This window comes from Streptomyces sp. NPDC047853 (assembly GCF_043204535.1).
Lineage (GTDB): Bacteria > Actinomycetota > Actinomycetes > Streptomycetales > Streptomycetaceae > Streptomyces.
Genome location: NZ_JBIDCI010000019.1, coordinates 10,906 through 23,918 on the forward strand (window position 1 = coordinate 10,906; position 13,013 = coordinate 23,918).

9 protein-coding genes are annotated in these 13,013 nt (G+C 73.2%); all 9 read left to right on the top strand.

Annotated features, from left to right (window positions below; all coding sequences use genetic code 11):
- Positions 1 to 3,588: HAMP domain-containing protein (locus ACGF5T_RS28870; protein WP_356610792.1), on the top strand; the 3,588-nt coding region annotated here is incomplete at its 5' end.
- Between the two features lie 97 nt (positions 3,589 to 3,685).
- On the top strand, positions 3,686 to 6,184 hold the full coding sequence (locus tag ACGF5T_RS28875; RefSeq protein WP_392889683.1) for a SpoIIE family protein phosphatase: 2,499 nt from the start codon (positions 3,686 to 3,688) through the stop codon (positions 6,182 to 6,184).
- Positions 6,185 to 6,302: 118 nt separating this feature from the next.
- Positions 6,303 to 6,695 carry an STAS domain-containing protein gene (locus tag ACGF5T_RS28880; RefSeq protein ID WP_356610791.1) on the top strand — a complete coding sequence of 131 codons (393 nt, stop codon included), beginning with the start codon at positions 6,303 to 6,305 and terminating at the stop codon, positions 6,693 to 6,695.
- A gap of 139 nt (positions 6,696 to 6,834) precedes the next feature.
- Positions 6,835 to 7,731 (top strand): STAS domain-containing protein, encoded by an 897-nt coding sequence (locus ACGF5T_RS28885; RefSeq protein WP_356610790.1) that lies wholly within the window; start codon positions 6,835 to 6,837, stop codon positions 7,729 to 7,731.
- Positions 7,728 to 8,162: an STAS domain-containing protein gene (locus tag ACGF5T_RS28890; RefSeq protein ID WP_356610789.1), complete on the top strand. Its 435-nt coding sequence runs from the start codon at positions 7,728 to 7,730 to the stop codon at positions 8,160 to 8,162. Before ACGF5T_RS28885 ends, ACGF5T_RS28890 begins: the two co-directional genes overlap by 4 nt.
- A complete protein-coding gene (locus ACGF5T_RS28895) occupies positions 8,162 to 8,602 on the top strand; it encodes an anti-sigma regulatory factor (RefSeq protein ID WP_356610806.1) in 441 nt (146 codons plus the stop codon). Before ACGF5T_RS28890 ends, ACGF5T_RS28895 begins: the two co-directional genes overlap by 1 nt.
- Positions 8,602 to 9,666, top strand: a complete 1,065-nt coding sequence (locus ACGF5T_RS28900) for an ATP-binding SpoIIE family protein phosphatase (RefSeq protein WP_361017116.1) — start codon at positions 8,602 to 8,604, stop codon at positions 9,664 to 9,666. The genes ACGF5T_RS28895 and ACGF5T_RS28900 overlap by 1 nt, the downstream gene beginning before the upstream one ends.
- Positions 9,663 to 11,396, top strand: a complete 1,734-nt coding sequence (locus ACGF5T_RS28905; protein WP_366767684.1) for a SpoIIE family protein phosphatase — start codon at positions 9,663 to 9,665, stop codon at positions 11,394 to 11,396. The genes ACGF5T_RS28900 and ACGF5T_RS28905 overlap by 4 nt, the downstream gene beginning before the upstream one ends.
- Before the next feature lie 223 nt (positions 11,397 to 11,619).
- The gene (locus ACGF5T_RS28910; RefSeq protein WP_356610786.1) at positions 11,620 to 12,993 is read left to right on the top strand and encodes an NAD(P)/FAD-dependent oxidoreductase; all 1,374 of its coding nucleotides are present in this window, start codon (positions 11,620 to 11,622) and stop codon (positions 12,991 to 12,993) included.
- Positions 12,994 to 13,013 lie beyond the last annotated feature (20 nt).

The following is a 13,013-nucleotide window of genomic DNA, read 5'->3' on the forward strand; positions in this document are numbered from 1 at the left end:
ATCCTGGAGCTGAAGAACACCATCAACACGATGGTCGACCAGCTCTCCGCCTTCGCCGACGAGGTCACCCGCGTCGCCCGCGAGGTCGGCACCGACGGACGGCTCGGCGGCCAGGCCGACGTGCAGGGCGTCAGGGGCACGTGGCGCGACCTCACCGACTCGGTGAACTTCATGGCGGGCAACCTGACCAACCAGGTCCGCAACGTCGCCCAGGTCGCCACCGCCGTGGCCAAGGGCGACCTGTCGCAGAAGATCACCGTGGACGCCCGCGGCGAGATCCTGGAGCTGAAGAACACCATCAACACGATGGTCGACCAGCTCTCCGCCTTCGCCGACGAGGTCACCCGCGTCGCCCGCGAGGTCGGCACCGAGGGCAACCTCGGGGGGCGCGCGCAGGTGCGCGGCGTGTCGGGCACCTGGAAGGACCTGACCGACAACGTCAACTCCATGGCCAACAACCTCACCGGCCAGGTGCGCTCGATCACGCAGGTCGCCACCGCCGTGGCGCGCGGCGACCTCTCGCAGCGGATCACGGTCGAGGCCAAGGGCGAGGTCGCCGCGCTGGCCGACGTCATCAACACGATGGTCGACACGCTCTCCGCCTTCGCCGACGAGGTCACCCGCGTCGCCCGCGAGGTCGGCACCGAGGGACGGCTCGGCGGCCAGGCGCACGTGCCGAACGTCGCCGGCACCTGGAAGGACCTCACCGACAACGTCAACTCCATGGCCAACAACCTCACCGGCCAGGTGCGCAACATCGCGCTGGTGACGACGGCGGTGGCCCGGGGTGACCTGTCGAAGAAGATCGACGTCGACGCGCGCGGCGAGATCCTGGAGCTGAAGACGACCATCAACACGATGGTCGACCAGCTCTCCGCCTTCGCCGACGAGGTGACCCGCGTCGCCCGTGAGGTCGGCACCGAGGGACGGCTCGGCGGCCAGGCGGAGGTCGAGGGTGTCTCCGGCACCTGGAAGCGCCTCACGGAGAACGTCAACGAGCTGGCGGGCAACCTCACCCGGCAGGTCCGCGCGATCGCGGAGGTCACGTCGGCCGTCGCCGAGGGCGACCTGACCCGCTCGATCAACGTGGAGGCCTCCGGCGAGGTCGCCGAGCTCAAGGACAACATCAACGCGATGGTGCAGTCCCTGCGCGAGACCACCCGGGCCAACCAGGAGCAGGACTGGCTCAAGACCAACCTCGCCCGGATCTCCGGCCTGATGCAGGGACACCGCGACCTGCCCGTGGTCGCCGAGCTGATCATGGACGAGCTGGTGCCGCTGGTCGCCGCCCAGTACGGCGCCTTCTACCTGGCGGAGGAGGGCGAGAAGGGCCCCGAGCTGCGCCTGGTCGGCTCGTACGGCTACCCGGAGGACTCCGCCAAGCCCACCCGCATCGCCTTCGGCCGCACCCTGGTCGGCCAGGCCGCGCGCAGCCGCCGCACCATCGTGGTGGACGAGCTGCCGCCGGGCTACGTGACCATCTCCTCCGGGCTCGGCGAGGTGGTGCCCACCGCCCTGGTGCTGGTGCCCATCGTGGTCGAGGGGCAGGTCCTCGGTGTCATCGAGCTGGCGTCGGTCGCTCCGTTCACGCAGATCAACCGGGACTTCCTGGAACTGCTGATGGAGACCATCGGCGTGAACGTCAACACGATCGTGGCCAACGCGCGCACCGACGAGCTGCTCGCCGAGTCCCAGCGCCTGACCGCCGAACTGCAGGCGCGCTCGGCGGAACTCCAGGTGCAGCAGGAGGAGTTGCAGCGCTCCAACGCCGAGCTGGAGGACAAGGCGTCCCTGCTGGCGACGCAGAACCGGGACATCGAGGCGAAGAACCTGCAGATCGAGCAGGCGCGCCAGGAGCTGGAGGCCCGTGCCCAGCAGCTGTCGCTGGCCTCGAAGTACAAGTCGGAGTTCCTGGCGAACATGAGCCACGAGCTGCGCACCCCGCTGAACAGTCTGCTGATCCTCGCCCAGCTCCTCGCGCAGAACCCCTCGCGCAACCTCACCCCGAAGCAGGTCGAGTACGCGGGCATCATCCATTCCGCGGGCTCGGACCTGCTCCAGCTGATCAACGACATCCTGGACCTGTCGAAGGTCGAGGCGGGGAAGATGGACGTCTCCCCCGAGCGGGTGACCCTGCGGCAGCTCATCGAGTACGTCGAGGCCACCTTCCGGCCCATGACGACGCAGAAGGGCCTGGAGTTCACGGTGTCGACGGCCACCGGGGCGCCGGCGGACCTGCTGACGGACGACTCCCGGCTGCGTCAGGTGCTGCGCAACCTGCTGTCCAACGCGGTGAAGTTCACCGAGCGGGGCGGGGTGGAGCTGGCCGTCGAGCCGGCCCACGACGACGAGGTGCCCCCGGGCGTGGTGCGGGGCGGTGCCGTCGTGGCCTTCCGGGTGAAGGACACCGGCATCGGCATCCCGGAACAGAACCTGGAGTCGATCTTCGGCGCCTTCCAGCAGGCGGACGGCACGACCAGCCGCAAGTACGGCGGCACCGGACTCGGCCTCTCCATCACCCGGGAGATCGCCCAGCTGCTCGGTGGCGCCGTCACCGTGGACAGCACGCCCGACCGGGGCAGCACCTTCACCCTGTTCCTGCCCGCGGCCCGGCCCGACTTCGAGGACCTGCTGGCGCGGGGCCCGGACCACGTCCCGGCCGAGTCGCCGGCCGACGTGCTCACCCGTCCGGCGCCGGTGCCCGAGCTCACCAGCGGCCCGCGGCAGCGCCCTCGGCGGCTGCTCGTCGTGGAGGAGCGTCCGCGCGGTCTGCTGACCCTCGTGGCGGAGAGCGTGATCACCGACCTGGCCCACGGACGGGACGACGCGGGCGACCGGCCGCCGCTCGACGTCATCACGGCCGTGGGGGCGCAGGAGGCCGCGGGCGCGCTGGCGGACGAGCCGTGCCACTGCGTCGTCCTGGAGCTGGGCATGCGGGACGGCGAGGCGTCACGCTTCCTGCGGGCCCTGCGGGGCGACTCGGCGCTGGCGAGCGTGCCGGTGCTGGTGCACAGCGGTCACCGTGCGGACGCGGCCCTGGAGGAGAGCCTGCTCTCGGGCGCGCAGGACGGGGCGCTGGAGTTCCTGTCCAGCCTCGACGAGCTGCGGGAGCGCATCGCGCTGCACCTGGCCGCCGAGGAGCCCGGGGACGTGCTTTCCCTGGTCCGGCCGGAGGAACCGCAGCACCTGGCCCCGCAGACGGTGGACGACCCGTCGGCCGGGCGCACCGTCCTCGTCGTCGACGACGACGCGCGCAACCTGTTCGCGCTGAGCGGCATCCTGGAGCTGCACGGTTTCCGGGTGCTGCACGCGGAGAACGGGCGGCGGGGCATCGAGACGCTGGTGGACCACCCGGAGATCGCGCTCGTCCTCATGGACGTGATGATGCCGGAGATGGACGGTTACACGGCGACCGCCGAGATCCGCCGGATCCCCCGGTACGCCGAGCTGCCGATCATCGCCGTCACCGCGAAGGCGATGCCGGGCGACCGGGAGAAGAGCCTCGCCTCGGGGGCCAGCGACTACGTCACGAAGCCGGTCGACACGCAGGACCTCATCGCCTGCGTCCGACGGTGGCTGCCCGCATGAGCGCGCCGGCCCCCGTCCCGTACACCGGTGGGCCGGGCGGTGCGCGGCGCGTCGCGTCGCGCACCGTGGCGGTCTCCAGTCGAGGAGCGTCCCCATCGTGAGCAAGTCCGAGCAGCCCAGCGAACCGGTCGGCGGGACGCCGCCGGACCTCTCGACCGCGCCGCCCGCGGTCTCCGGGCCGTCACCGTCCCGCGCGGTCGACGGACCGGCCGCCGCCCTGCGCGGCATGACCCCGGTGTCCCCCGTGGGCCGGCTGGCCGCCACGGTGGACCGGCTCAGCCGCGAGGTCCGCGCCGCCCAGGCGGAGGCCGAGGGGCGGGCTCTGATAGAGCTGGCCAAGGGCATCCTGGTGGCCCGGCTCGGGTGCGGTCCGGCCGAGGCCGCCCGCCAGCTCGCCGAGCTGGCCGAGCAGTCGCAGGTGACCCCGCTGGAGTTCGCGGTCGACGTCATCAACCAGGCCGCCCGCGACCGCATGTCGGAGGTGACGGAAGCCTTCCTCACCGCCACCGCCGCCGTGCAGAGCGTGGACGCCGAGGACGCCACCGCCGACGGCGACGCGGCGGCGGAGTCGGCCGCGGTGCGTCTGCGGGCGGCCGAGAGCGGCGCGCTCGCCGCGGACGACACCCAGGCCGTCGCCGACGCCCTGCTGGAGCAGGCGCTGCGCCCGCTCGGCGCGGCCGCCGTGGCCATCTGGGCGGCCGGGTACGACGGCTCGCTCACGCTGGCCGGAAGCGCGGGCTTCTCCGCGGCCGAGGCCGCCCGCTGGCGCTACGTGCCACCGGACGTGGCGACGGTGGCCCGGTCGGGACTGACCGAGCGCGCGGGTCAGTGGTTCACCTCCCTGACCGGGACGAGCCTGCCCAGCATGGGCCGGCACCAGTACCCGGACGGCGGCAGGGTCGCGGTGCCCGCCGGTACCGGGGGGCGCATCCACGGCGTCCTGGAGATCGCCTGGCCGGCGCCGCTGGACCCGCAGCCGCCCCAGGTGGTCCGGCAGGTGGAGGCGCTGGCGGAGCTGTGCGCGCACACCCTGGAGTCGTACACGCCGGCGCCCGGCGCCGGACAGGAGCCGCGGGTCATGCCGGACGCGGTGGAGCTGATGGACCTGGCCGACGGCCTGTACGACCCGGCGCTGGTCCTGGTGCCGCACCTGGACGCGGACGGTCACCTGGCGGACTTCCGCATCCAGCACGTGAACAAGCGGTTCCTGGATCCCGCCGGGCGGCCCCGGGCCGTGGTGGGCGGCGCGCTGCTGCTGGAGGCCTACCCGATGGCCGCCGGGGACAGCGAGCTGTTCCGCAGCGTGGAGCGGGTGTACGCCACCGGCGAGCCGTTCCGGGCCCGGCGCATGAATCTGACCGCCCTGGTGGACCAGGTGCCGTTGTCGGCCGTCGCGGACATCAGCGTGAGCCGGCACGGCAACGCCGTGCTGCTCATCTGGCGCATCGAGGACGAGACGGCCCGGCTGGCGAGCCTCCTCCAGCACGCCCAGCGCCTCGGGCGCATCGGCGGCTTCGAGGAGAACCTGCTGACCGGTGAGATCACCTGGAACGGCCAGCTCTTCGACCTGTACGGCCGCCCGCAGACGAGCATGCCGGTACCGCTGGAGGAGCTGGCCGCGCACGCCCACCCGGACGACGCCGTCGCCATCGGCCGGTTCCTGCGGACGCTGCTGCACCACCGGCGGCCGGCGTCGGCAGCGTTCCGGCTCCAGCGGCCCGACGGCGTCACCCGGCACGTGCGGGTGGTGGCCGAACCGGTCCTGGACACCGACGACCGCCTGCTGGTCGTCCGCGGCGCCTACCAGGACATCTCGGCCCAGCACTGGACCGAGGTGGCGCTCGCCGCGACCCGCGACCAGCTGGCCCACACCGAGCAGCAGGCCATCGAGCGCAACCGGCTGACGCTCCAGCTCCAGCACGCCATCATGCCGCCGACCCAGAGTCCGCTGAAGGTGCCGGACCTCCAGGTGGCCGTCCGGTACCGGCCCGCGGAGACGGAGCAGCTGGTGGGCGGTGACTGGTACGACGCCGTGATGCTGCCGAACGGGCTGGTGCTGCTGTGCGTGGGGGACGTGGCCGGGCACGGCATAGAGGCCGCGACCAGCATGGTGGTGCTGCGCAACGCGTTGCGCGGCCTCGCGGTCACCGGTGCCGGGCCGGGGCAGCTGCTGTCCTGGCTGAACATCGTGGCGCACCACCTGACGGGCGGGGTGACCGCCACGGCGGTGTGCGGCCTGTACGACCCGTCCCTGCGGACGCTGCGCTGGGCCCGGGCGGGCCATCTGCCGCCGGTCCTGGTCCGGGGCGCGGCGGCCAAGCCGCTGCCGCTGGTGCGGGGCATGTTGCTGGGCGCGGTGGCGGAGGCGGCGTACGAGGAGGACGAGGTGCAGCTGGCCGGCGAGGACACGCTGCTGATGTACACCGACGGCCTGATCGAACGCCGTGACCGCTCGGTGGAGGAGTCGCTGGCCCAGCTGCTGAGCACGGCCCGTAGGGCGCCGATCACCCTGGACCAGCACCTGGACCGGCTGCTCACCTACAGCCGGTCCGACACGGACGACGACACGTGTCTCGTGGGCATCCGGGTCGGGTGACCAACGGCACGCGGTCCCGCTTCCGACCGGACAGGTGTGGAGATCCGATTCGGGGGTAACCGCGGGGCGCGGTGGGACATGACGTCCCGCCGCGCCGGCCGCTTTGTTGGAGGTACACGTGCCCATAGCCCAGAACCCGCTGTCCGTAGAGGTGTCGCTGCCGCGGGAGGATGTCGCGCTGCTCAAGGTGGAGGGCTACCTGGACGTCGACACGGCGACCGAGTTCCAGCACCATCTGGCCAACCAACTGCACCACGGGCGGCGGCACTTCCTGCTGGATCTGTCGGAGGTCCCGTTCATGGACTCCTCCGGCATGAACATCATCCTGCGGGTCTACCAGGAGGCGCGCGAGCTGCCGGGCAGTGTGCACATCATCTCGCCGACCCCTGCGGTGCGGCGGGTCCTGGATCTGACGGGGGTCAGCATCACCGTGCCGGTCTCCGACAGCGTCGACGAGGCGCTCTCGCGCGTCGACGCGCTGCCGGGGGGACCCCAGGTGCCCGACGCCTGAACCCGGTCCGCCGCCGCTCCTCGGGAGCAGGTGTCGTACGAGGTCGGCGGGTGGTTACAGTGGTCGCCCGGCAGGATCACATCGCCGTCACGTTGCCTGCGGGTTCGGTGCGGCGCAACGCGGATGAGGAGTGGAACAGGTGCCGGAACAGGCCGAGGGAGCAGCGGGATCGCCGACCCACGAGGTCAGGGACTTCCTGCGGCGCCGCCGTGAAGAGATCGCCCAGCGGTGGGCCGACGAAGCCCTGTTCCGGGCCGTGTTCACCGTCTCCCGTGACGAGGCGGTCGAGGCGGGCAAGGCGGTGGTGGACGGGCTGGCCCAAGTCGCGGACGCGCAGCGGGTGGAGGACCCGGACGCCGCGGGGTTCACGACCGTGCGCGAGCAGTTGGCGAGGATGGGCGCGGCCCGTTCCCGCGCCGGCCTGAGCACCGCTCAGGTGTCCAGCGAGCTGGCCGCCCTGCGCCAGCCGGTCGAGAACCTGCTGCTGGCCGACCTGCCGGACGCCTCGCCCGAGGAGGCCCGGGCCTGTGTCACCACGCTGAGCGTGCTGATGGGCACCCTGCGGGTCGTGGTCATGCAGACGGCGCTCAGCGAGGGGCAGGCCCTCATCGACCGCCAGCGGCTGCAGTTGCTGGAGGTGGCCACTCCCGTCATCAAGCTGTGGGACGGCATCGTGGCCGTGCCGCTGATCGGAACGCTGGACAGTGCCCGCAGCCAGGTCGTCATGGAGACCCTGCTGGAGTCCATCGTGGAGCAGCAGGCGCGCTACGCGATCCTGGACATCACCGGCGTGCCCACCGTCGACTCGCTGGTCGCCCAGCACCTGATGAAGACGGTGGCGGCGGCCAGGCTCATGGGTGCCGAGTGCATCGTCTCCGGCATCCGCCCCGCCATCGCCCAGACCATGGTCCACCTGGGTCTGGACCTGGGCACCGTGGTCACCCGGGCGAGCCTCGCCGACGCCCTCGGGCACGTCCTGCACCAGCTCGGGGCCGGCATCGTGGGCCCCGGCCCGAACGGCGTGGTCGCCCGGTGAGCGAGGCGTTCCCGGGTGGTCCGTACGGGGCTCCCGTGACGGGTCATGTCCCGGTTCTCCGGCTGGGAGAGGTGCTGCTGGTCACCCTGCAGGGCGACCTGCACGACAGCATGGCGCAGCAGCTCCAGCAGGACCTCGCCGAGACCATCTCCCGCAGCGGCGCGGCGGGGGTGATCATCGACATCTCCGGTGTGGAGATCGTCGACTCCTTCCTCGGCCGGGTGCTGGCCGAGATCGCCGGGCAGACCGAGCTGCTGGCCGCCCGCACCGTCGTCGTCGGCATGCGCCCGGCGGTCGCCATCACGCTGGTGGAGCTGGGTCTGACCCTGCCGGGGATGCACACCGCGCTCAGCACCGAGGTGGCCATGGAGCTGCTCACGCAGCACGCCCCGTCGTCCCGCTACGGCGGGCTGCGCCAGGAGAGTCCGTGATGCACACTGCCGCGGGCGCCCAGGCCCGCCTGCCGATCCGGTCGGACATGGATCTGGTGTGGGTCCGCCAGCACGTGCGGCAGACGGCCGCCCAGATCGGCTTCGGTCTGGTGGACCAGACGAAACTGGTCACGGCGGCCAGCGAACTGGCCCGCAACACCCTGGTGTACGGGGGCGGCGGGACGATGGAGACGGAGCCCCTCACCGAGGGAGGTGTACGAGGGCTGCGGCTGACCTTCCATGACGAGGGACCGGGCATCGAGGACCTGGAGCAGGCGCTCAGCGACGGTTTCACCTCGGGCGGCGGGCTGGGCATGGGCCTGGGCGGCGCCCGGCGCCTCGTGCACGACTTCACGATCGAGAGCGGCCCCGGAGCAGGGACCACCGTGCGGGTGACCTCCTGGGTGGGTCGGCCTCCTCGCCCCCGTGGGGAGAGCTGATGCCACGCGTGTGGGACGTACCCGTGCACGACTCGACGCGGGTGCGCGACGCCCGGGTGGCCGCCGAGCACGCGGCGGCCCTGGCCGGGCTGGACGAGCAGCGGGCCGCCACCGCCGCGCTGGTGGCGACCGAGCTGGCCACCAACCTGCTGAAGCACGCCGGGGGCGGCCAGGTCCTCGTCGACGTCGTCGCCCCGCCGGTCCTGGTGACCGGCGGTGAGCACACGAGGCTGGTGCAGGTCGCCACCGTCGACCACGGGCCGGGGATGGCCGACGTGTCCGCCGCGCTGAGCGACGGCTTCACCACGACGGGGTCGCTCGGTGCCGGTCTCGGCACCTGCGCGCGCCTCGCCGACGACTTCGACCTGCACAGCGTCCCGGGCCGGGGCACGGTGGTCGTCGCCCGGATCGGTGCCGTGCCCGACCGTCCCGCCACCGGGCCGGACCCGGCGTCCCGGGTGCGGGCCGGTGCCGTGAACGTGCCGTTCGGCGGCGCGGAGTACTCCGGCGATGCCTGGGGCTGGGTCCGGGACGCGGACCGGGTCACGCTCATGCTGACCGACGGCCTGGGGCACGGCCCGGAGGCGGCCCGCGCCTCGACCGCGGCCGTGGAGGCGCTGCGCGGCGCGGCCCACCTCGGCCCCGCAGAGGCGCTGCGGCGGCTCGACCAGGCGCTGAGGGGCACCCGCGGCGCGGCCGTGGCGGTGGCCCAGGTCGACACCCGTGCCGCGGTGCTCAGGTTCGCCGGGGTCGGCAACATCGGGGCGCGGCTGTGCGAGGGCGGCGCCTGGCGGCACCTCGTGTCGCAGCCCGGCATCGTCGGCACCCACCGGCCCACGACCCTCCGCGAGGAGGAGACGGCCTGGGCGGACGACCGTGTCCTGGTCCTGCACAGCGACGGTCTGCCGAGCCGCTGGACACCCACCTACGACACCTGCCGCACGGCGACCGACCCGGCGGTGACGGCCGCCGTGATCGTCCGGGACGCCGGCAGCTCGGCCCGCCCGGTGCGGGACGACACCGCCGTCGCCGTACTGGCCCCGACCCCGCCGGACCGCACATGACCCGTACCTGGCAGATCACCGACGTCGCCGAGGCCGCGCGGGCGCGCATCGCCGCCGCGCGCCTGGCCACGGCCTACGGCGTGCCTCCCCTGGAGCGCGCCCGTCTGGTGTCCTCGCTCGGCGCGCAGCTGCGGCTGTGCCTGACCAAGGGCGGCGCCTGGCGGCTCACCCTGGAGACGGGGGCGGCCTCCCGCGTCACGCCGGAGGCCGCGGGGCAGGTGCTGCACGCGGTGGTGGCGCCGGCCGGCGACACCGCTGCCGCCGGCCAGCCCCCGTGGCGGGTCACGGTGCCCTGCCCCGAGAGCGTGCCCGCCGCCGAGGCCGAGGCCGCGGTGGACGACCCGGCCGTGCTGGCGGAGGCGCTGCTGGGCGCGGACGAGGACACGGCGCTGGTGCTGGAGAGGCTGAGCGAGCAGGAGCACCTGGTGGACTTCCACCGGGAGGAGCTGCAGCAGACCAACCAGGGCGTCGTGGCCCTGCACGCCGAGCTGGACGCTGCCGGGCGGGCCCAGCGGGAGGCGTTCGCCGCCGAACGCAAGGCCCGCACGGAGGCGGAGAACGCCCGCCGCAGACTGACCTTCCTCGCGAACGCGAGCGCGGTGCTCACGGCCTCGCTGGACCACCACGAGATCGTGCGCCGGCTGCCGGAGCTGCTGGTGCCCGAGTACGCCGCGAGCGTCGACGTCTGGCTGTTCGAGCAGGAGGGCGAACGGCCTGGCCCGGCGCATCCGGCCGTCGCCGTGGTCGCGGCCCGCACGGGCCGGCCGCAGTACGCCGCCGTGGACCCGGGCGGTCTGCCCGGGGTCGAGCACCAGCCGCCCTCGGCGCTGGAGCCGGAGCGGCCCCTGCTGTCCATCCCGCTGCCGACGCGGCGGGCTCCCCTGGGCGTGGTGACCCTGTCGCCGCCCGGGGAGCGCTGGGACCCCGACGACGCCGTGATGCTGATCGAGCTGACCCGGCGGGCGAGCATCGCCATCGACCACGCCCAGCGCTACCAGCACAACCGGGACATCGCCGAGACGCTGCAGCGGGCCCTGCTCACGGAGCTGCCCTCCCCGCCGGGACTGGCCCTGGCCGCGCGCTACCTGCCCGCCACGCACGGGCTGAACATCGGGGGCGACTGGTACGACGCCTTCCGCCAGCCCGACGGGGGCACCATCGCCGTGGTCGGCGACGTGACCGGGCACGGGCTGCGTGCCGCCGTGATGATGAGCCAGCTGCGTACCGCGCTGCGTGCCTATGCCGTCGACGGCGGCAGCCCCGGCCGGCTGCTGACCCGGCTGCACACGTTCCTGCACCACCTCCAGCCCGACCTGTTCGCCACGGCCGTCATCGCGCGTTTCCACCCCGACGACCCCACGATGACGTGGGCGGCCGCCGGGCATCCGCCGCCGGTGCTGCGTACCCCGGACGGGCGGGTCCGAACCCTGGACGCCAAACCGGGCGCGATGCTCGGCATCCCGCTGCGGCAGGAGATCGCCGACCACACCGTCCCGCTGCCTCCGGGCTCGACGCTCGCGCTGTACACGGACGGTCTGGTGGAGCGGCGCGCGCTGGGCATAGACCCGGGCATCGCGCGGCTCTCCGAGGCGCTCGGCGGGTTCGGCTCGGCCCAGTTGGAGGCGGACCTCGACGGTTCGGCGGACGGCCTTCTGCGTCCCCTGCTCAGCGACTCGCAACGCGACGACGACGTGTGCCTGCTGCTCTGCCACCTCCGCGGCTCCGGCTGAGCCGGACGCGTCCCTCCCCCGCGGGTCGGTCCGGGCTCCGCCGCTCCCGCCCGGCGCGCTCCGGGGCCGGGCGCGGCATCGTGGTGACCGGGGCGTGTCGCCTGCCTGCCGCGTCCGGCTGGCCGGATCGGCGTGGGCGCGATGGGATCGACGAGGTGCGAAGCAGCGATCCAGGGGCAGGCGAATGGCGTTCGCGGCAGACCGCCTGGAGCCGCAGAAAGGGATGAACACCGTGACACGACCCAGGATCCTGGTGGTCGGCGCAGGTTTCGCCGGCGTCGAGTGCGTCCGTCGTCTGGAGCGCAGGCTCGCCCCGAACGAGGCCGACGTCACCCTGGTGGCGCCGTTCTCCTACCAGCTCTATCTGCCCTTGCTGCCCCAGGTCGCCTCCGGGGTGCTCACCCCCCAGTCGATCGCGCTCTCCCTGCGCCGCAGCAGCAAGTACCGGACCCGGATCATCCCGGGCGGTGCCATCGGGGTGGACCTGAAGGCGAAGGTCTGCGTGGTGCGCACCATCACCGACCAGATCGTCAACGAGCCGTACGACTACATCGTGCTGGCCCCCGGCAGCATCACCCGCACGTTCGACATCCCGGGGCTCACCGACAACGCCTTCGGCATGAAGACCCTGGCGGAGGCCGCGTACGTCCGCGACCACGTCATCTCCCAGCTCGACCTCGCCGACGCCAGCCAGGACCCGGTGGAACGCGCCTCCCGGCTGCAGTTCGTGGTCGTCGGCGGCGGATACGCCGGCACCGAGACCGCGGCCTGTCTGCAGCGGCTGACGCACGCGGCGGTCAAGCGCTACAACCGGCTCGACCCGAGCCTGATCAAGTGGCATCTGATCGACATCGCGCCGAAGCTGATGCCCGAGCTGGGCGAGAAGCTCGGGCGGGACGCGCAGCGGATCCTCACGCGGCGCGGCATCGAGATCTCCCTCGGCGTGTCCATCGAGAAGGCCGGACCCGAGGAGGTCACCTTCACGGACGGCCGGGTCGTGCCCACCCGCACGCTGATCTGGACCGCCGGGGTAGTGGCGAGCCCGCTCATCGCCACGCTGGGCGCGGAGACCGTGAAGGGGCGGCTCGCGGTCACCGCGGAGATGTGCCTGCCGAACCACGACGGGGTGTTCGCGCTGGGCGACTCGGCGGCGGTGCCCGACCTCGCCAAGGGCCAGGAGGGCTCGGTCTGCCCGCCCACCGCCCAGCACGCCATGCGGCAGGGCCGGCACGTGGCCGAGAACCTCATCGCCATGCTGCGCAACCAGCCGATGCGGCCCTACGTCCACAAGGACCTGGGTCTCGTCGTCGACCTCGGCGGCACGGACGCAGTCTCCAAGCCGCTCGGCGTCGAGCTGAAGGGGCTGCCCGCCCAGGCCGTGGCCCGCGGCTACCACTGGTCGGCGCTGCGCACCGGCGTGGCCAAGGCCCGGGTGGCGACGAACTGGGCGCTCAACGCGCTGGCCGGCGACGACTTCGTCCGCACCGGCTTCCAGGCCCGCAAGCCGGCCAAGCTGAAGGACTTCGAGTACACCGACGCGTACCTGACACCTGAACAGGTGCGGGAGCGCGTCGCCGGGGCGGTCCGGGCGGAGTGACCCCGCGGCCCGGGTCGGCT

Coding starts and splice junctions, on each gene's coding strand:
- ACGF5T_RS28910 (WP_356610786.1), top strand. CDS start 11,620: ATGAACACCGTGACACGACCCAGGATCCTGGTGGTCGGCGCAGGTTTC.
- ACGF5T_RS28895 (WP_356610806.1), top strand. CDS start 8,162: ATGCACACTGCCGCGGGCGCCCAGGCCCGCCTGCCGATCCGGTCGGAC.
- ACGF5T_RS28900 (WP_361017116.1), top strand. CDS start 8,602: ATGCCACGCGTGTGGGACGTACCCGTGCACGACTCGACGCGGGTGCGC.
- ACGF5T_RS28905 (WP_366767684.1), top strand. CDS start 9,663: ATGACCCGTACCTGGCAGATCACCGACGTCGCCGAGGCCGCGCGGGCG.